This window comes from Limnohabitans sp., from assembly GCF_034680285.1.
Lineage (GTDB): Bacteria > Pseudomonadota > Gammaproteobacteria > Burkholderiales > Burkholderiaceae_C > Limnohabitans_A.
The window spans coordinates 72,816-90,973 of record NZ_JAXITC010000012.1 but is presented as its reverse complement, the minus strand read 5'-3'; the positions used below and the strand labels follow the sequence as shown (position 1 = coordinate 90,973).

Sequence of the window (18,158 nt, the reverse complement as noted above, 5' to 3'; positions counted from 1 at the left end):
AAAACTAGGGTAAACCCCCTTTTTTTGATGTCCACAAGTTGAGAAACTCCTTTTTCCAAAAACGTTTTTGGACTGGTTTTGAACTGTTTACTTTTCGGACGATCCCGCCCGATATTGCACAAGGAGAATTGGATGAAACAGATGAAACGCCCCGCCGCGCAGTTGCTGGTTGGAATGGGTCTGTCGCTGTTGGCGACAGCCTCGGTCAATGCGCAATCGGTGTTGTTCTGGTCAACACAGGCCACCCCGGTCAATGAGCAAAAAGATGTGCGCGAGATCGTTCTGAAGAACAGCCCCGTGCCCGTTGAGTTCGTGACCAACAACGATGGCCCTTACTTCACCCGTCTGAATGCTGAGTTGCAAGCGGGCAAAGGCAGCATTGGCGTGCTGGGTGCGTTGCACGGCGGCTTGTCGAGCAACACCAAAGACTTGCAAGATTTGAGCAAACTGGGTGCTACGGCCAAAGTCAGTCCAGCCTTTGTCAAATTGGGCAAGTTGGGTACGGCAGAGCAAAAATACGTGCCTTGGATGCAGGCCACTTTTGTGATGGCGGCCAACAAAAAAGCTTTGCCTTATTTGCCCGCAGGTGCAGACATCAACAAACTGACCTATGACCAATTGGTGGCTTGGTCGAAGAACTTGGCTGAAAAAACAGGGGGTCCCAAATTTGGTTTCCCCGCAGGGCCTCAAGGCCTGAAGCACCGGTTTTTCCAGGGTTACCTGTACCCCTCCTATGCGGATTCCATGGTCACTGAGTACCGTTCTGCAGGCGCCGAGGCGGGCTGGAACATGTTCAAAGAGCTTTGGAAATACACGCACGCGTCGTCCACTGGCTTTAACCAGATGCAAGAGCCTCTGAAGAACGAGCAAGTTTGGGTCGCTTTTGACCACATTGCGCGATTGGCCGATGCATTCAATGCAAAGCCCAATGACTTTGTGGCGTTTCCTGCGCCAAGCGGTCCGACAGGGCGAGGCTTTATGCCGGTATTGGCTGGCTTGGCTGTTCCTAAAACAGCACCGGATAAAGCCGGCGCTGAAAAGCTGGTGGCCTACCTCATGACCCCTGAGGTGCAGTTGGCCACACTGCGAGCCACGAATTTCTTCCCCACGGTAGACATCAAGATCCCGGCAGACATGCCCGCATCGGTGCGCATCACAGCTGAGGCGATTGCCAAGCAAGCCGGTTCTGCAGACGCCAACCCTGGACTCTTGCCTGTGGGCTTGGGTGCTTTAGGCGGTAAGTTCAACCAAGTTTATGTGGACACCTTCGAGCGGGTGGTTTTGGCTGGTCAGCCGGTCAGAGCGGTTCTGGATGAACAAGCGGCTGCCTTGCGCAAAATCATGCAAGAAGCCAATGCGCCTTGCTGGGAACCTGACAAGCCATCCGTGGGCGCTTGCCCAGTCAAGTGATGGTGTATTGACCTTCTGATACAGGTCCGATGCCCCCAGCTGGGCATCGGCCTGAATGGAATGGCCACGGTCAGTGGCCCGCTTTTCAAAGCCATCAAATCCCCCAAAAAATGATCCAACGCCTATTGCCTTATTGGCTGATTGCGCCTGCAACCCTGTTCACGGTGGCATTGTTTGTGGTGCCGTTTTACGGTGTCGCCAGCTTGGCTTTTGCCGATGCCAACGGGGTCTTCTCGCTTGCGGCATTTCAGACGATGACCAGCCATTGGAAATTCGGCGCTGCCCTGAAGAACACCCTGTGGCTGGCGCTGTTGGTCATTCCTTTGCAGCTGGTTTTGGCTTTGTCCATGGCTCAAATGTTGAGTCAAATCCGACGTGGCCGCGATTTGTTGTTGTACGTTTGGACGGTGCCGCTGGGCATTTCAGATTTGGCTGCGGGCATCATTTGGTTGGCGATTTTTGAGCAAACAGGTTTTCTCAATTCACTGCTCGTGGCCTCTGGGGGGCTGGATGCGCCGCACAATTTCTTGGCTTTTCAAAACACAGGCAGTCTCCTGCTCGCTGTTGTTCTGGCCGAAGTGTGGCGGGCCACAGCCATCGTCTTGGTGATTTTGGTCTCCGGCATGGGGTTGATCCCCAAAGAATACGGGGAAGCCGCGGATGTGTTCGGTGCCAGTGCTTGGCAAAAGTTCAGGCATGTGACGCTCCCTTTGCTCAAGCCCAGTCTGCAGACCGCCTTGATATTGCGAACCATTTTGGCCTTTGAAGTGTTTGCGGTGGTGGCTGCTTTGTCAGGTACGAAATTCCCGGTCTTGATGAGTGAGACCTACAACTGGCAGTTCAATTTGCAGGACGGACCCGTCGCAGCAGCGATGGCCATGGTCATTTTGGGTATTTCCATTGTGTCCACCCTTATCTATCTGCGTGCATTGCGTACGCCGCAAGGAGCATCGGCATGAATCGCTCAGTGCTGACGCTGGCGCAAAGACAGCGCCGTACGCGGTTGATCTTGATCACTGGCGCCACTCTGGTCAGTTTGTGGGTCGCGTTGCCCATTTATTTTCTGGTGGCCAATGCCTTGTCAACGCCAGAAGCGGTCAATGCATTTCCGAAAAACTGGATTCCCAAAGTGGACATGGGCAGCATTCAGTACTTGCTGGCCTACGACGGCGTGTTGAAGTCCTTGTTGAATTCTTTGGCTGTGGCCTTGTTGACCATGGTGGGGGCCATCACTTTGGGCGCACCCGCAGGTTACGCTTTGGCGCGCTACGAGTTCAAAGGCAAGGGCGGTTTTCGCATGCTCATCATGCTGACTCGCGCATTCCCTTTGCCCTTGTTGGCCTTGCCCTTGACGGTGTATTTCATTCGCCTGGGCATCGACGATTCGCTGATCGGCCTGGCGCTGGTGCACACCATGCTGGCCTTGCCATTTTCGGTGCTGATCACCTATTCCTTGTTTTCGGGCATTCCGGTGGAACTTGAAGAAGCTGCATGGGTTTTTGGCTGCAACAAACTTCAGGCATTCAAACGCGTAGTGTTGCCTTTGGCCTTCCCAGGCATGGTGGCCTCTGCGGTATTTGCGTTCATCATTTCTTGGAATGAGGTGTTTGCTGCCTCTGTCTTGACCGTCCAGAACAGAACGCTCACGGCGCTCTTGCTGCAGAGTCTGGACTATGCGCCCTTGCACTTGAAGTTTGCTGGAGGTGCCTTGTTGGTTTTGCCAGCAGCTGTTTTCATGTTCCTGATTCGCAAGCACATGTTTGCGATGTGGGGCATTTCCAACCGTTGAAAAAAATGGCTCAGATTCAAATCCAAAACATTGAGAAATCCTTTGGCGAGTTCCGTGCGCTCAAAGGCATTGATTTGCAAATCGCTGACCAGGAGTTTATGGTTTTGCTGGGGGCATCGGGCTGCGGCAAATCCACGTTGCTGCGCATCATGGCAGGGCTGGAGACTGCTGATGCGGGCCACATTCATGTAGGCGATAGCCGCATCGACAACTTGGCGCCCCGAGATCGCGGCCTGTCCATGGTGTTTCAAAACTATGCCGTGTTTCCGCACTTGACCGTGTTTGAAAACATCGCCTTTGGTTTGCGAATGCAGAAAAAGCCACAGGCCTGGGTTGAAAAAAAGGTCCAGGAAGTGGCCGAGCTGGTGCACCTGGAAGTGTTGCTGCATCGGTATTCCGGACAACTCTCGGGTGGACAGCGTCAACGTGTAGCCTTGGCCCGCGCCTTGGCTGTAGAGCCCAAAGTCATTTTGATGGATGAGCCCTTGTCTAACCTGGATGCCTTGCTCCGCTTGGAGATGCGCGCTGAGCTCAAAACCATTTTGGCCAAGAGCCAAGCGAGCACCATTTATGTGACACATGACCAAGTGGAGGCCATGAGTCTGGCCGACAGGATCGCCATCATGGACCAAGGGGTCATTGTCCAGTGTGACACCCCGATCGAGATTTACCGCAATCCGGCCTCCACCTTTGTGGCGGGTTTCATTGGCAATCCGCCCATGAATTTCTTACCTGCACGGGCCGTCCAGAATGGCATTTTTGAAGTGGCTGGCATGCGATTGCAAGGACCTGCCGGCTATGAGCAACTCACGCTGGGTGTCAGACCCGAAGACCTTCACCCTTCCGATACAGGTCTGACATTGCAGGCCGATGTCATTGAACCTTTGGGCGCACACACCTTGGTGACCGCATTGCAGACGCAAGGGGTGTTTCGGGCTGCATTGCCTTCCGATCTGGCACTTTCTGTCAGGCAGGTGTTGCACTTACAGCCTGATTTGAACCGCATCCGTTGGTACGACGCAGCCGGGCGTTTGGTCAAAGTTTGATAGAGAAGCCATGAACACCCAAGACATGCTCCAAGAAGCCGAGCGCATTTTGCGACTCAACGACAAAGGCCATTACACCGTTCCCACGCATGGCCTTTACCCTTTTCAATGGAATTGGGACTCATGCCTGACCGCTTTGGGGCAATTCAGCATCAGTCCCGACCGGGCATGGGTTGAAGTCGAGACCTTGATGGCCCACCAATGGCCCGACGGCATGGTGCCCCACATTGTTTTCCACGAGCGTGATGAAGGTTATTTCCCGGGACCGGATGTGTGGCAAACCGGTCGGCCCACCCCCACGTCAGGCATCACCCAACCGCCCGTGTTGGGCATGGTTTTGGAGCAACTTTTTTTGCGTGACCAACGTGGCCCTGAGGTCGAATCGCGTTGTCGCCAGCTGATGCAGGCGGCGGCTCGTTGGCATGACTGGTTTTACCGTTGCCGAGACCCACAAGGCACCGGGGTGGTGGCCCTGTTGCACCCTTGGGAGTCGGGGCGTGACAATTCTTGCGATTGGGATGATGCATTGGCCCAAGTGCCGATCGAGGGCATCTCGCCTTATCAGCGCCGCGACACCTCCCATGTCGATGCCAGCCAGCGGCCCACCGCTTTTGAGTACGACCGCTATGTCGCGCTGCTGGAGTGCTTTCGAGCACTGAAGTGGGACAACGCCCTATTGCACGATGCTTCCCCTTTTCAGGTGGTGGACCCGGGCTTCAATGCGATTTTGATCCACTCCGAGTTGGCGCTTTCGCGCTTGGCCACTTTGTTGGGAGACAACGATTTAGCGCAAAGATTGGCCGAGCGAGCAGCGCAGTCCATCGAGGCCATGAACACACTGTGGCATGCCGACTTGGGGCAATATGCCTGCTTGAACCGTCGCACCGGTCAGCGTGTCCACAGCGCCAGCATCGGGGGATTGTTGCCCTTGTTAGTGTTGCCCACTGGGCACCCTCATGTCGGCGATGTGTGTGACAAGCTGAACGATTGGCTTGACAAAGCGCCCTTTGGCGTTTGCAGCATGGACCCGCAGGACGTGCGTTTTGATGGCAAGCGCTATTGGCGTGGCCCCTCGTGGCTGATTGTCAATTTTCTGCTCATCACTGGTCTGCGCCAATGTGGTCAGACCGACTTGGCGCGTCGTGTGATGCAAGCGAGCCTCAAGTGCATCCAAAAGAGTGGTTGTTCGGAGTACTACCACCCCATGACAGGCGAGGCCTTGGGCGGTGGCACATTCACTTGGACCGCTGCCATGGTGATTGAATTCCTGAACATGGACGCGAAGCAAGCGCTGGATATCACCTGATAGGCAGGTGGACTGGTTAACATCAGCGCCATGTCAATTGTTCACCTGGCTCAAGATCTTGGATTGTCGGTTTCGACCGTCTCGCGTGCATTGAATGGCTACACGGATGTGGCCGAATCAACCCGGCTCAGGGTCATGGAGCGCGCTCAGGCTTTGGGCTACAAACCTCATCCCGGAGCCAGAAGGCTCAAATCGGGTAAATCTGGTGCTGTCGGGGTTGTTTTGCCCACCTCGCCGGAAGGCGGTCAGTTCATTGACTCGATGTATTCGAGTTTGTTGGGTGGCACGTCCAGTATTTTGGAGCCTGCTGGTTATAGCTTGATGGCCACGACATCGGCGACTTCGACCCCAGAGCAGGAGCGTGCTGTCTACGAAAACTTCATTCGCAGTGGCTGGTTTGATGCCTTTGTGATTGTGCGAACCCGTTTGGTGGATCAGCGGGTGGAGCTGATGTTGGCGCACCAAAAGCCCTTTGTCACCTATGGACGCTGCGCTGACAGTTTGGACCACGCTTGGGTAGATACCGACAACGAAATGGCTTTTTTCATGGCGGCCCAACGTCAAATTCAATTGGGCCATCAAAGGATTGCATTGCTCAACGGTCCAGCTGAATACACATTTGCTCAATTGCGACAGCAAGGCTATTTGAATGCTTTGACTCAGGCCAATTTGAAGGTGGACGAGCGCTTGATCGTGCAAGGCCATTTGTCTGAAACAGGAGGATTTTCCATGGCGCAGCAGTTGATGGCGTTGGAGAATCGCCCGACGGCATTGTTGTGCGCCACCGATGCCATGGCCATTGGAGCCATGGCCGCATGCAGAGCCATCGGTTTGCGCGTGGGATCAGACATCTCGGTCATGGGTTACGGCAACAGCGATGCTGGGCGCTATTGCAACCCGCCGCTGTCGACCATTGAGCACCGTATTTTTGAGAACGGCCAACACTTAGGTCAGGTCTTGCTTTCGGTTCTTGCAGGTGATTCTTCCAAGTCCATGCATTACCTGGAGCCCGTGGTCTTGGTCCCTCGGTCATCAGACGCGCCAGTTGCATGCTGAATTTACAGGAGATAAAGGCCATGAATTTTCAAAGCCGCCGCTTTTTAGAAGAGCACATCGCTCACACTTTGCATTTTTATGAGCCCCGAGCGGTGGATCCGGAAGGCGGGTTCTTCCACTATTTTCTGGACGATGGTACGGTCTACAACACCACGCATCGTCATTTGGTCAGTGCCACCCGGTTTGTGTTCAATGGTGCCATGGCCAAGCGTCATACGGGGCGTGACGCCGTCGCCGATTGGGCTCGGCATGGCCTGGCCCATCTGGATGCATTTCGCAGGTCCGATGGCTTGTACGCTTGGACGGTCAACCACGGACGAATTGAAGACAGCACGGTCATGGCTTATGGACAAGCATTTGTGTTGTTGGCGCAAGCCCACGCGTTCAGCGTAGGTTGCGCCACGAGAGAGGATGTTGCCAATGCTTTTGCACGCATGAACGATGCGTTCTTCAGTGCTTCGGATAGGGCGTATGCCGATGAAATCACGCCAGATGGGCGCATGCTGGATTACCGGGGGCAAAACGCCAATATGCACATGTGCGAAGCTTGTCTGGCGGCCTATGAATTCACCGGAGAAACCCAGTACCTCGATCGGGCAGAACTGTTGATTGAGCGCTTTGCTTTTGATCTCGCAGAGCATGCAGGAGGCTTGGTCTGGGAGCACTATCAAACGGATTGGTCGGTCGATTGGGAGTACAACAAGAACAACCCGGGCAATATTTTCAAGCCTTGGGGTTTTCAGACCGGTCATCAAACCGAGTGGGCCAAATTGCTCATGATGGCCCATCAGCACCGCCCACAACAACGGTGGGTCGATCGGGCGGTTCACTTTCAGCGAGCGGCTTACCTTCACGGCTGGGACGCACAACATGGCGGACTGATTTATGGCTTCGCCCCCGACAAATCGCCCTGCGATACCGACAAGTACTTTTGGGTTCAAGCGGAGTCTTTTGCCAGCGCATGGCGCTTGTGGCGGCACACGGGTGAGAAAGAGTTCCTCCAGCAATACCAAGCGCTGTGGCAATGGAGTTGGTCGCACATGGTTGACCACCAATACGGTGCTTGGTTCCGAATTTTGGGGGCGGACGGTCGCAAGCTAGAAAACACCAAATCACCCGCTGGCAAGGTGGATTACCACACCATGGGTGCTTGCTGGGATGTGCTTTCGGTGGGCGGCTTAGAGGACTGAGTGTTCGTCCAGCCGAGACCGAGAAGGTCATTGCTGCGGTATCCCCGCTTTTTGAATCACTTCGCCCCAACGCTTGATGTCATTGTCCAGCAACTGAACCAATTGGGCGGGGGTGCTGGTTTTGGCTTCGACGTTGAAACCCGCCAGGCGTTGGACCATCTCGGGTTCAGACAGCACTTTGGCCACTTCGGCGCTGAGTCTTTCGACCACGGCTTTGGGCGTTTTGGCGGGCGCAGCCAAAGCATTCCAAGACGAAACGTTGAAGTTGCTCAGACCGGGCAGTTCTTGCACCACCGGCACTTGTGGTTGGTCTTTGGGACGGGATGAACCCATGACGCCGAGCAAGCGAACCGCCTTGGCGCTGATCTGGGGCTTCAGTGGCCCCAGAATTTCCACCACGACATCGACTTGCCCCCCACGCAGTGCGTTGATGACGGCAGGCGTGCCGTTGTAAGGAATGATTTGGCTGATCAGGTTGGCCTGAGTCCTGAACAGTTCCGCAGCCAAATGTTGGGTGCTGCCGATGTTGATGGTGCCGATGTTCAGCTTACCTGGATTGGCGCGGCCAAAACTGACCAGATCGGCCAGTGTTTTGTAGGGGGATGACTCGGGGACCACGATGGCAATGTCAAACAAGCCCAGCAAAGAAATAGGCGCGAAGTCTGTGCGTGGGTTGAAGGGCAGGGACTTGAACAGTCCCGCGCTGACCGCCGTGCCGTTGGACATCAAAAGCAGTGTGTGGCCATCGGGTGCGGCTTTTGCCACCATTTCACCCGCGACAATCCCACCCGCTCCGGGACGGTTATCAATCACCACGGCTTGTCCCAAGTTTTCTGATAGTTTCTGGGCCACGGCGCGGGCCGTCAAATCGGCCACGCCTCCAGCGCCAAAGGGCACCACAATGCGCAGAGGTTTAGATGGGAAAACCGAGGGGGCTTGCGCCCATGCAGCGGGCATGCCGCTCAAGACAATGGACTGGAGCAGGTGGCGACGGTTGAACATGGCAAGAGTTCCAAAATGAGGGAATTTGGTCATTGAATGAAAATTCGCGGAAGATGCGTGTTGTATTGTCTTTCAAACGTATTGAAAGGTCCCTCATGGTTTTCTCTGGTTCTTGGATCCGTCTTTGCGTGTGGTCGCTAGGTTTAACCTTTCTGGCAGGTTGTGCGACGCAGGGTGACAATGCCCAGCGGGTAGCCAGTCCAATTTTGAAACAGCGCCCTGGCGGGCTTCATTTCAGCCCCCAGGACAAGGCCCAGTGGGAGGCGGTGACTTTGCCCAGTAAATTGCGCACGGCTTTCAAGCTTGAAAAACGCCACCAACGCGAGGCCCTGAGCGCACACGCGCAGGCCTCGGCCAGCATGCTGCGCCAGCGGCTGCATGTGCCCGCGGACCAATTGGGCCGCTTGCAATTCAATTGGCAGATAGACAAATTGCTGGCCGGGGCTGACATGGGGGAACGCGATGGCGAAGATTCCCCAGTGCGGGTGATCTTGGCGTTTGAAGGAGATCGAAGCCGATTTTCAACCAAGAACGCCATGCTCAGCGATCTGACCGAAGCACTCACGGGCGAGCCCTTGCCCTATGCCACCTTGATGTACGTCTGGTGCAACCATCGCCCGGTAGACACGGTCATCGTCAACCCGCGCACCGACCGTGTACGCCAGTGGGTGGTGGAGTCGGGTTCTTCCCACATTCGGCAATGGCGGCATTACCAACGCGACGTGCGTGCGGATTTTGAAAAGGCTTTTGGCGAAGCGCCTGGGGCTTTGGTGGGGATCGCCATCATGACCGACTCAGACAACACTCGCGGCGATGTCCGAGCTTGGTACGGCGACATTCGGCTCGATTGAAGCTTTGTCAAGCAATTGGCTCACGCGCATGCACCAGTCCTGTGCGCGACAGGCCGTTTGGGGGAATTCCCTCTCCCTGGCGCGGGCCTGAATGTTGCATAGTATGCAGCTCTGTACATCACATTCCATGATCGAGGTGACTCTGATGAAAAAAGTAACGAATTTGTCTGTTCGCGCCACCACTTTGGTGTTGTCACTGGGTTTGGCTGGCCTGTTGGGCGCTACCAGCGTGCAGGCAAAACCCTTCAAATGGTCCAGTGCCAGCGACATCCCCACGCTCGATATCCACTCCCAAAACAATGCTCTGGGTAATGGCGTTCATGCAGCCATTTTTGATTCGCTGGTTTACTACAACAGCAAAACTTTCAAGGTGGAGTCCAAGCTGGCGACTTCCTGGAAAGAAATGTCTGCCACGCAATACCGCTTCAATTTGCGCAAAGGCGTGAAGTTCAGCGATGGTTCAGCCCTGACGGCTGACGATGTGGTGTTCTCTCTGGAACGCGCACGCGCCAAAACGTCCAACTTCAACGTCTACACCCAGGGTTTCAGCAAAGTGGTGAAGGTCGATACCAATACGGTGGACATCCTCTTGAGTGGCCCCAACCCTGTGCTGCTGAATCAACTGACCGAGCTGCGCATCATGAGCAAAGCCTGGGCCGAGAAGAATAAGTCGGTCGAGCCCAAAGACATCAAGGCCAAAGATGAAAATTTTGCTCACCGCAACGCCATGGGCAGTGGCGCCTACATGGTCAAAGAATGGCAGCCCGACCAAAAGCTGGTGTTGGTGAAAAACCCCAACTGGTGGGGTTGGTCCGAGGTGCCCTCCAATGTGACCGAGATCATCTACACCCCCATCAAAAACGAAGCCACCCGTGCGGCCGCTTTGCTGTCGGGTGAACTGGACTTTGTGCTCGACCCCAGCCCCCAAGACCTGGGCCGCATGCGCAACAACGCCAACTTGAAAGTGGTCGACGGCATTGAAAACCGCACCATCTTTTTGGGCATGGACCAGCACCGTGATGAACTGCCAGGCTCTAGCGTCAAGGGCAAGAACCCGCTCAAAGACGTGAAAGTGCGTAAAGCCTTGTACCAGGCCATTGACATGGACACCATCCAACGAGTGACCATGCGCGGCCTGTCCCAAAACACGGGTGCTTTGGTGGCGCCGCAGGTCAATGGCTGGACCAAAACCGTGGACACCCGTTTCCCTTATTCGCAAGATGCGTCCAAAAAGCTGTTGGCCGAGGCCGGTTATCCCAACGGTTTTGAGGTGGACTTTGCTTGCCCCAACAACCGCTACATCAATGACGAGGAAATTTGCCAGGCCATCACCGCCATGTGGGCCAAAGTGGGCGTGAAAGCCAAGCTGCGCACCTTGCCCTTGGTCACCTATTTCCCCATGATCCAACGTTACGAAGCCAGCATTTACATGCTGGGTTGGGGCGTGCCGACCTTTGACGGCTTGTACAGCCTGCAGTCTCTCACCCGCTCGGTGGGAACAGGTGGTGACGGCAACTACAACGTGGGACGTTACAGCAACACCCGCATGGACTACATCGTGGACCGCGTGAAAACCGAGACCGATCTTTTGGTGCGCAACCGTTTGCTGACAGAGGGCCTGCAACTGTCCAATGACACCGTGTCGCACATTCCGTTGCACAACCAGGTGATCCCTTGGGCCATGAAGAAAAATGTGGAGGTGGTGCACCGCCCTGACAACCGCCTCGACTGGTCGCTGATCAAGGTCAACTGATGCTCGCTTTCATCCTGCAGCGGCTGATCCAGGCCGTGGTCGTCATGGTCACGGTCGCTTTCATTGCGTTTTTGCTGTTTCAGTATGTGGGTGATCCGGTGGTGTTCTTGTTGGGACAAGACGCCACCAAAGAACAGATTGACATGCTGCGGGCAGATCTGGGATTGGATCAACCATTTTTCGTGCAGTTCTGGCACTTTTTGCTGAATGCGGTGCAAGGTGAGTTTGGCTTGAGCTTGCGCCAGGGTGCCAAGGTGTCACGTCTGATCGCTGAGCGACTGCCTGCGACGCTCGAGCTGGCCTTGGTCGCTGCTTCCTTGGCCCTGCTCATCGGCATCCCCATGGGGGTGTACTCGGCTTTGCGCCGGGGCACTTGGGCCAGCCAACTTATCATGACGGTGTCTCTGCTGGGTGTGTCCCTGCCCACCTTCCTGATCGGCATCTTGCTGATCTTGGTGTTTGCCGTGATGCTGGGCTGGTTCCCCAGCTTTGGCCGGGGCGAAGTGGTTCAAATGGGCTGGTGGTCGAGCGGATTGATGACGGCCAAGGGCTGGCACCACATCGTGCTGCCCGCCGTCACGTTGGCGATCTTTCAACTCACGCTGATCATGCGCTTGGTGCGTGCCGAAATGCTGGAGGTGCTGCGCACCGACTACATCAAGTTTGCCCGTGCGCGGGGCTTGTCCAACCGGGCCATCCATTTTGGCCATGCGCTCAAAAACACACTGGTGCCTGTGTTGACCATCACTGGCTTGCAGTTGGGTGGTTTGATCGCGTTTGCCATCATCACCGAGACCGTGTTCCAGTGGCCAGGCATGGGTTTGCTGTTCATTCAGGCGGTCACCTTTGCCGACATTCCCGTCATGGCGGCTTATTTGTGTCTGATTGCGCTGATTTTTGTGGCCATCAATTTGGTGGTTGATTTGCTTTACTTTGTGGTCGATCCGCGCCTGCGCGTGGGCAAGCCGGGGGGGCACTGAACATGGGCACTTCGCTGCAATCTGTTTTAGGGCGTGGTGCCGCGTTTGCGCGCATCGCACAGTTCCATCCAGAGCTGACAGCCTTTCGGCGCGACCTGCACGCCCACCCCGAGTTGGGCTTCGAAGAGGTTTACACCGCACGCCGCGTGGCTGAAATGTTGCAGGTTTGCGGCGTAGACAGCATCCACACGGGTATCGGAAAAACCGGTGTGGTCGCTTTGGTCCACGGACAAGGCCGATCGTCCACCAATCCGGGCCGCATGGTCGGTTTGCGGGCCGACATGGATGCGCTGCCCTTGACCGAATTCAACGAGTGCACTTGGAAGTCGGGTACGCCTGGGTTGATGCACGGCTGTGGGCACGACGGCCACACTGCCATGCTCATGGGCGCTGCCCGCTACCTGGCCGAAACACGGCGCTTTGATGGCACAGCGGTGTTGATTTTTCAGCCAGGCGAAGAAGGCTATGCGGGCGCACGCGCCATGATGCAAGACGGTTTGTTTGAGCGTTTTCCGTGCGAACAGGTCTATGCCCAGCACAATTCACCTGAAACGCCTTTGGGCGTGATCGGTATCACCCCCGGCCCGATGCAGGCGGCGGTGGACCGGATCGAAATTTTGATCCGCGGCAAAGGCGGTCACGGTGCACGGCCGCATCAAGGCGTGGACCCGGTGCTGGTGGCTGGGCACATCATCACCGCCGCACAAAGCGTGGTCTCGCGTAACCTGTCTGCTTTTGACCAAGCGGTGGTCAGCATTTGCTCCATGCAAGGCGGTCATCCCGGGGCCATGAGCGTGATCCCCGGCGAAGTCACTTTGGTGGGCACCGTGCGCACTTACAGCGAAAGCGTGCAAGACCTCATCGAAGACCGTTTGCGGTCTTTGTGCATGGGCGTCGCTCAGGGCTTTGGCGCTTCGGCGGAATTGACCTATGAGCGCGTTTACCCCGCCACTGTGAACACCGTGCCCGAAGCCCAGTTTGCCTGTGACGTGGCAGCCAGCTTGGTGGGCGAAGACAAGGTCTGGCGCAACATGCTGCCCAGCATGGGCGGTGAAGATTTTTCTTTCATGCTGCAGGCCAAACCCGGTGCGTACATCCGCATCGGCCAAGGCCTGCCGCACGGCCCTGGGCCGCACCCGCTGCACAACAGCCGGTACGACTTCAACGACGACATCCTGCCTTTGGGCGCGGCCTTGCACGCCAGCTTGGTGGAACAGGCCTTGCCCCTGGGCACCACGGTCAAGCTTTGATCGCTATCCATTTCAACTACTGGAGTTTTTCAATGCGCACATCCTTACTCTCCCGTTCTTTGCTGACCATGGCCATGGCCTCGGCCTTATCCATGGGCACCGCAAATGCTGCCACTGTGCGCATCGCCAACCAGGGCGACGCTTTGTCCATGGACCCGCATTCGCTCAACGAATCGCTGCAACTGAGCGTCACCAACAACGTCTATGAGTCCCTGGTGGGCGTGAGCAAAGACCTGAAGTTCGAAGCAGGCTTGGCCACTTCGTGGAAGCAGACATCGCCAACCGTTTGGCGTTTTGAGCTGCGCAAGAACGTGCGCTTCCACGACGACACGCCTTTCACGGCGGATGACGTGGTGTTCTCGATCAACCGAGCTGCTGGTGAAGGCTCTGACATGCGCAGCAACACCAACGACATCAAGGAAGTGCGAAAGCTGGGCAGCCACACCATCGAGATCGAGACCAAGGCACCGTTTCCTATCTTGCCTAACGTTTTGTCCACTGTTTACATCATGAGCAAGAAATGGTGCGAGGACAACCAAGCCACACGCCCCGTGGATCGCCGCAAAGGCATTGAAAACGCAGCGTCCTTCCGTGCCAATGGCACAGGCCCCTACCGCCTGCGTGAGCGCCAGCCCAACGTGCGCACCACCTTTGTGCGCAATGGGAGCTATTGGGGAAAATTTGAGGGTAACGTCGACGAAGTCATCTTCTCAGTGATTTCGAACGATCCGACCCGCGTCGCAGCTTTGCTCTCCGGCGAGATCGACATCATGGAACCCGTGCCTGTGCAAGACGTTCCCCGCATCAACGCTGGTGCCAACACCCGCGCCTTGGTAGCACCCGAGTTGCGCACCATCTTTTTGGGCATGGACCAAAAGCGTGACGAGCTTCTTTACTCCAGCGTGAAGGGCAAAAATCCTTTCAAGGACAAGCGCGTCCGTCAAGCCTTCTACCAAGCCATCGACATCGAAGGCATCAAGCGTACCGTGATGCGTGGTGCATCCAACCCCAGCGCCTTGATGGTCGGCCCAGGCATCAACGGTTACAACCAAGAATTGAACAAGCGCTTGCCCTTTGACCCCGAAGCCTCCAAAAAACTGCTGGCCGATGCGGGCTACCCCACTGGTTTCACGGTGGACATGAACTGCCCCAATGACCGTTATGTGAACGACGGCCAGATCTGCGAAGCCGTGGCCGCCAACCTGGCACGGGTGAACATCAAGATCAACCTCAAGGCTGAGACCAAGGGCACCTATTTCCCGAAAATCTTGCGCCGTGACACGAGTTTCTATTTGCTGGGCTGGACACCAAGCACCTACGACGCCCACAACGCGCTCAATGCCTTGATGCGCTGCGTGGATGACAAGGGCACTGGCCAGTTCAACTTGGGGGCCTATTGCAACCCCAAGGTGGACGAGTTGACCGTGAAAATCCAGAGCGAGACCGATCAGACCAAGCGCAATGCCATGATCCGCGAGGTTTTTGAATTGCACAGTGCTGACATCGGTCACCTGCCATTGCACCAACAGGCGTTGGCCTGGGGCACCAGCAAAAAGGTCACCTTGGTACAGCGCGGGGACAACTACATGCCGTTCAAGTCCATCACTGTGAAGTAATCCATGAACGCATTGCAACGCTGGCTGAACAGCGATGTCGGTTACAGCTTCCGCCAATCGCCCACGGCGATGGTGGCGGCGGGCATCGCCTTCGTCTGTCTTTTTTGTTCGGTTTTTGCCGGCTGGGTCTCGCCGACCAACCCGTTTGATCTGGCCACCCTGGAGCTGAGCGACGCCCGCTTGCCCCCAGCGTGGATGGAAGGGGGCACCACCAAGTTCTTGCTCGGTACCGACGATCAGGGGCGTGACATTCTGTCGGCCCTGATCTACGGCTCGCGCATTTCTTTGGTGGTGGGCTTGGCCTCGGTGATCTTGTCGGTGGTCGTTGGTGTGGGCATGGGTTTGCTGGCAGGTTTCAAAGGCGGCTGGCTGGACGCATTGTTGATGCGTTTGTGCGATGTGATGCTGTCCTTCCCGGCCATCTTGGTGGCGCTGTTGATCGCGGGCGTGGGGCGGGCCTTGTTCCCCAATGCCAACGAGTCGCTGGCTTTTGGCGTGTTGATCATCTCGATCTCGCTCACGGGTTGGGTGCAATACGCCCGCACGGTGCGCGGCACCACACTGGTGGAACGCAACAAGGAATACGTGCAAGCCGCACGCGTGACGGGCGTGGCGCCGCTGCGCATCATGTTCAAGCATGTGCTGCCCAACGTGATGGGCCCTGTCATGGTGCTCGCCACCATCCAGGTGGCCACGGCCATCATCACAGAGGCCACCTTGTCTTTCTTGGGTGTGGGCGCTCCGCCCACTTCACCCTCGCTGGGTACGCTGATCCGTGTGGGCAACGACTATTTGTTCTCGGGCGAATGGTGGATCACGATTTTCCCGGGGCTGATGCTGGTGCTGATCGCTTTGTCGGTCAACTTGTTGGGTGACTGGTTGCGCGACGCGCTGAATCCGAGATTGCGATGAGTCTTTTACAAGTCAAGAATTTGGTGGTGGAATTCCCCAGCCGCCACGGCACGCTGCGTGCGCTGGATGACATTTCTTTCGACATTGCACCCGGTGAAATTCTGGGTGTGGTGGGCGAGTCGGGCGCTGGCAAGTCACTCACGGGTGCTGCCATCATTGGCCTTTTGGAGCCACCGGGCCAGGTGGCCGGAGGGCAAATCTTGCTGGAAGGTCAGCGCATCGACCACCTGAACAATGACCAGATGCGCCACATCCGCGGCCGCAAAATTGGTGCGATTTTTCAGGACCCGCTGACCTCGCTCAACCCGCTGTACTCCATCGGGCGGCAGTTGACGGAAACCATTTTGGCCCACTTGCCGGTCACGCCTCAAGAGGCGCGTCAACGGGCCATCCAATTGCTCATGGACACGGGCATTTCGGCTGCCGAAGAGCGCATCGACCACTACCCGCACCAATTTTCGGGCGGCATGCGTCAGCGCGTGGTGATTGCGCTGGCCCTGGCGGCCGAGCCCCAATTGATTGTGGCCGATGAGCCGACCACGGCGCTTGATGTGTCCATCCAAGCGCAGATCATCAGCTTGCTCAAAAAGGTCTGCAAGGACCGGGGCGCTGCCGTGATGTTGATCACGCACGACATGGGCGTGATCGCCGAAACCTGTGACCGCGTGGCGGTGCTGTATGCCGGACGCGTGGCCGAAATCGGCCCCGTCCACCAGGTCATCAACCACCCGGCCCACCCTTACACCGCAGGCCTGATGGCCTCGATCCCCGACATGGACAGTGACCGCGAACGCCTGAACCAAATTGACGGTGCGATGCCGCGCCTGAACGCCATTCCCCAAGGCTGCGCTTTCAATCCGCGCTGCCCCAAAGCTTTTGACCGCTGCCGCCAAGAGCGGCCCGATCTGGTGCAGGCCGGGGTCAATCTAGCGGCTTGCTGGCTGCACGACGGGAGCGCGGCATGAGCGACCACAAGACGCAGCCTTTGGTCGTGGCGCACGACCTGGCCAAGACCTTTGACGTCTCCGCCCCTTGGCTCAACCGCGTGATCGAGCGCAAACCCCGTCAACTGCTCAATGCCGTAGACGGCGTGAGCTTTGAGATCGAGCGTGGCAAAACCTTGGCCTTGGTGGGCGAGTCTGGCTGCGGCAAAAGCACCGTGGCCCGTTTGCTGGTGGGCTTGTACGAACCCACACGCGGCGGCCTGACCTTTGACGGGCAAGACGCGCACGCCGCCTTCAAATCGAACAATGCCAAGGCCATGCGCCAGCGCATTCAGATGATTTTTCAAGACCCCTATGCCAGCCTGAACCCTCGCTGGACAGTGGACAACATCATTGGTGAGCCGCTCAAGGAGCATGGACTGATCAGCGATGCCGAAGAGCTCAAAGCCCGCGTGGCCGAGTTGCTCCAGTCGGTGGGCTTGTCGCCGCTCGACATGGTCAAGTACCCTCACCAGTTCTCAGGTGGACAACGCCAGCGCATTTCGATTGCCCGTGCTTTGGCCACAGCACCCGAGTTTCTGGTGTGTGACGAGCCGACCTCGGCGCTTGATGTGAGCGTTCAAGCGCAAGTGCTCAACATCATGAAAGACTTGCAGCGCGAGCGGGGGCTGACCTATTTGTTCATCAGCCACAACCTGGCCGTGGTGCGCCATGTGAGCGACCAGGTGGGCGTGATGTATTTGGGCCGACTGGTCGAGTTGGCCGACAAGCACACCCTGTTTGCTAATCCGCAGCACCCTTACACCAAGATGCTGCTGGACGCGATTCCGAAGATGCACGACACGGGCCGTGCCCGCACCCCGGTGCAAGGCGAGGTGCCCAACCCGCTCAACCCGCCTACGGGCTGCACCTTCCACCCCCGCTGCCCGCAAGCGACCGACATTTGCCGAGCAGAGCGCCCCGCTTTGCGTGACTTCCAAGGCATCAAGATCGCGTGTCATGCGGTGGTGTGAAAAGCACAAGTGCGTCACTTGGACGCACTTGTTGGTGATC

16 protein-coding genes are annotated in these 18,158 nt (G+C 56.9%); 15 read left to right on the top strand and 1 reads right to left on the bottom strand.

Annotated features, from left to right (window positions below):
* Positions 1-132 precede the first annotated feature (132 nt).
* The 7 genes from SWE17_RS11165 (at position 133) to SWE17_RS11135 (ending at position 7,797) form a co-directional block, all read left to right on the top strand.
* A complete protein-coding gene (locus SWE17_RS11165; RefSeq protein WP_322993172.1) occupies positions 133-1,410 on the top strand; it encodes an ABC transporter substrate-binding protein in 1,278 nt (425 codons plus the stop codon).
* Positions 1,411-1,520: 110 nt separating this feature from the next.
* Entirely contained in the window at positions 1,521-2,369 is an 849-nt protein-coding gene (locus SWE17_RS11160; RefSeq protein ID WP_322993171.1) for a sugar ABC transporter permease, read from the top strand.
* A complete protein-coding gene (locus tag SWE17_RS11155) occupies positions 2,366-3,199 on the top strand; it encodes a carbohydrate ABC transporter permease (protein WP_322993170.1) in 834 nt (277 codons plus the stop codon). The genes SWE17_RS11160 and SWE17_RS11155 overlap by 4 nt, the downstream gene beginning before the upstream one ends.
* Before the next feature lie 5 nt (positions 3,200-3,204).
* Positions 3,205-4,245, top strand: a complete 1,041-nt coding sequence (locus SWE17_RS11150; protein WP_322993169.1) for an ABC transporter ATP-binding protein — start codon at positions 3,205-3,207, stop codon at positions 4,243-4,245.
* 10 nt (positions 4,246-4,255) lie between these two features.
* On the top strand, positions 4,256-5,551 hold the full coding sequence (locus tag SWE17_RS11145) for an MGH1-like glycoside hydrolase domain-containing protein (RefSeq protein WP_322993168.1): 1,296 nt from the start codon (positions 4,256-4,258) through the stop codon (positions 5,549-5,551).
* 30 nt (positions 5,552-5,581) lie between these two features.
* Positions 5,582-6,607, top strand: a complete 1,026-nt coding sequence (locus tag SWE17_RS11140; protein WP_322993167.1) for a LacI family DNA-binding transcriptional regulator — start codon at positions 5,582-5,584, stop codon at positions 6,605-6,607.
* Positions 6,608-6,618: 11 nt separating this feature from the next.
* Positions 6,619-7,797, top strand: a complete 1,179-nt coding sequence (locus SWE17_RS11135) for an AGE family epimerase/isomerase (RefSeq protein ID WP_322993203.1) — start codon at positions 6,619-6,621, stop codon at positions 7,795-7,797.
* Between the two features lie 27 nt (positions 7,798-7,824).
* Here the strand turns inward: SWE17_RS11135 and SWE17_RS11130 are convergent, their stop codons facing one another.
* On the bottom strand, positions 7,825-8,799 hold the full coding sequence (locus SWE17_RS11130) for a tripartite tricarboxylate transporter substrate binding protein (RefSeq protein ID WP_322993166.1): 975 nt from the start codon (positions 8,797-8,799) through the stop codon (positions 7,825-7,827).
* A 206-nt stretch (positions 8,800-9,005) separates the two neighbouring features.
* Here SWE17_RS11130 and SWE17_RS11125 point away from each other — a divergent pair, with 206 nt between their 5' ends.
* From SWE17_RS11125 to SWE17_RS11090, 8 genes are all read left to right on the top strand, one after another.
* Positions 9,006-9,650 carry a DUF3047 domain-containing protein gene (locus SWE17_RS11125; protein ID WP_322993165.1) on the top strand — a complete coding sequence of 215 codons (645 nt, stop codon included), beginning with the start codon at positions 9,006-9,008 and terminating at the stop codon, positions 9,648-9,650.
* 145 nt (positions 9,651-9,795) lie between these two features.
* Positions 9,796-11,403 (top strand): ABC transporter substrate-binding protein, encoded by a 1,608-nt coding sequence (locus tag SWE17_RS11120; RefSeq protein ID WP_322993164.1) that lies wholly within the window; start codon positions 9,796-9,798, stop codon positions 11,401-11,403.
* The gene (locus tag SWE17_RS11115; protein WP_322993163.1) at positions 11,403-12,383 is read left to right on the top strand and encodes an ABC transporter permease; all 981 of its coding nucleotides are present in this window, start codon (positions 11,403-11,405) and stop codon (positions 12,381-12,383) included. The genes SWE17_RS11120 and SWE17_RS11115 overlap by 1 nt, the downstream gene beginning before the upstream one ends.
* A 2-nt stretch (positions 12,384-12,385) precedes the next feature.
* Positions 12,386-13,633: a M20 aminoacylase family protein gene (locus SWE17_RS11110; protein WP_322993162.1), complete on the top strand. Its 1,248-nt coding sequence runs from the start codon at positions 12,386-12,388 to the stop codon at positions 13,631-13,633.
* A gap of 32 nt (positions 13,634-13,665) precedes the next feature.
* The gene (locus SWE17_RS11105) at positions 13,666-15,249 is read left to right on the top strand and encodes an ABC transporter substrate-binding protein (protein ID WP_322993161.1); all 1,584 of its coding nucleotides are present in this window, start codon (positions 13,666-13,668) and stop codon (positions 15,247-15,249) included.
* Between the two features lie 3 nt (positions 15,250-15,252).
* Positions 15,253-16,161, top strand: a complete 909-nt coding sequence (locus SWE17_RS11100) for an ABC transporter permease (protein ID WP_322993160.1) — start codon at positions 15,253-15,255, stop codon at positions 16,159-16,161.
* Positions 16,158-17,126, top strand: coding sequence for an ABC transporter ATP-binding protein (locus SWE17_RS11095; protein WP_322993159.1), 969 nt, complete (start codon positions 16,158-16,160; stop codon positions 17,124-17,126). Before SWE17_RS11100 ends, SWE17_RS11095 begins: the two co-directional genes overlap by 4 nt.
* Positions 17,123-18,118, top strand: coding sequence for a dipeptide ABC transporter ATP-binding protein (locus SWE17_RS11090; protein WP_322993158.1), 996 nt, complete (start codon positions 17,123-17,125; stop codon positions 18,116-18,118). Before SWE17_RS11095 ends, SWE17_RS11090 begins: the two co-directional genes overlap by 4 nt.
* Positions 18,119-18,158 lie beyond the last annotated feature (40 nt).

Excerpts from the sequence above, each read along its gene's own strand:
- SWE17_RS11130 (WP_322993166.1), bottom strand. The coding sequence starts at position 8,799 with ATGTTCAACCGTCGCCACCTGCTCCAGTCCATTGTCTTGAGCGGCATG.
- SWE17_RS11115 (WP_322993163.1), top strand. The coding sequence starts at position 11,403 with ATGCTCGCTTTCATCCTGCAGCGGCTGATCCAGGCCGTGGTCGTCATG.
- SWE17_RS11105 (WP_322993161.1), top strand. The coding sequence starts at position 13,666 with ATGCGCACATCCTTACTCTCCCGTTCTTTGCTGACCATGGCCATGGCC.
- SWE17_RS11100 (WP_322993160.1), top strand. The coding sequence starts at position 15,253 with ATGAACGCATTGCAACGCTGGCTGAACAGCGATGTCGGTTACAGCTTC.
- SWE17_RS11140 (WP_322993167.1), top strand. The coding sequence starts at position 5,582 with ATGTCAATTGTTCACCTGGCTCAAGATCTTGGATTGTCGGTTTCGACC.
- SWE17_RS11150 (WP_322993169.1), top strand. The coding sequence starts at position 3,205 with ATGGCTCAGATTCAAATCCAAAACATTGAGAAATCCTTTGGCGAGTTC.
- SWE17_RS11160 (WP_322993171.1), top strand. The coding sequence starts at position 1,521 with ATGATCCAACGCCTATTGCCTTATTGGCTGATTGCGCCTGCAACCCTG.
- SWE17_RS11165 (WP_322993172.1), top strand. The coding sequence starts at position 133 with ATGAAACAGATGAAACGCCCCGCCGCGCAGTTGCTGGTTGGAATGGGT.
- SWE17_RS11090 (WP_322993158.1), top strand. The coding sequence starts at position 17,123 with ATGAGCGACCACAAGACGCAGCCTTTGGTCGTGGCGCACGACCTGGCC.
- SWE17_RS11095 (WP_322993159.1), top strand. The coding sequence starts at position 16,158 with ATGAGTCTTTTACAAGTCAAGAATTTGGTGGTGGAATTCCCCAGCCGC.
- SWE17_RS11155 (WP_322993170.1), top strand. The coding sequence starts at position 2,366 with ATGAATCGCTCAGTGCTGACGCTGGCGCAAAGACAGCGCCGTACGCGG.
- SWE17_RS11120 (WP_322993164.1), top strand. The coding sequence starts at position 9,796 with ATGAAAAAAGTAACGAATTTGTCTGTTCGCGCCACCACTTTGGTGTTG.
- SWE17_RS11145 (WP_322993168.1), top strand. The coding sequence starts at position 4,256 with ATGAACACCCAAGACATGCTCCAAGAAGCCGAGCGCATTTTGCGACTC.
- SWE17_RS11110 (WP_322993162.1), top strand. The coding sequence starts at position 12,386 with ATGGGCACTTCGCTGCAATCTGTTTTAGGGCGTGGTGCCGCGTTTGCG.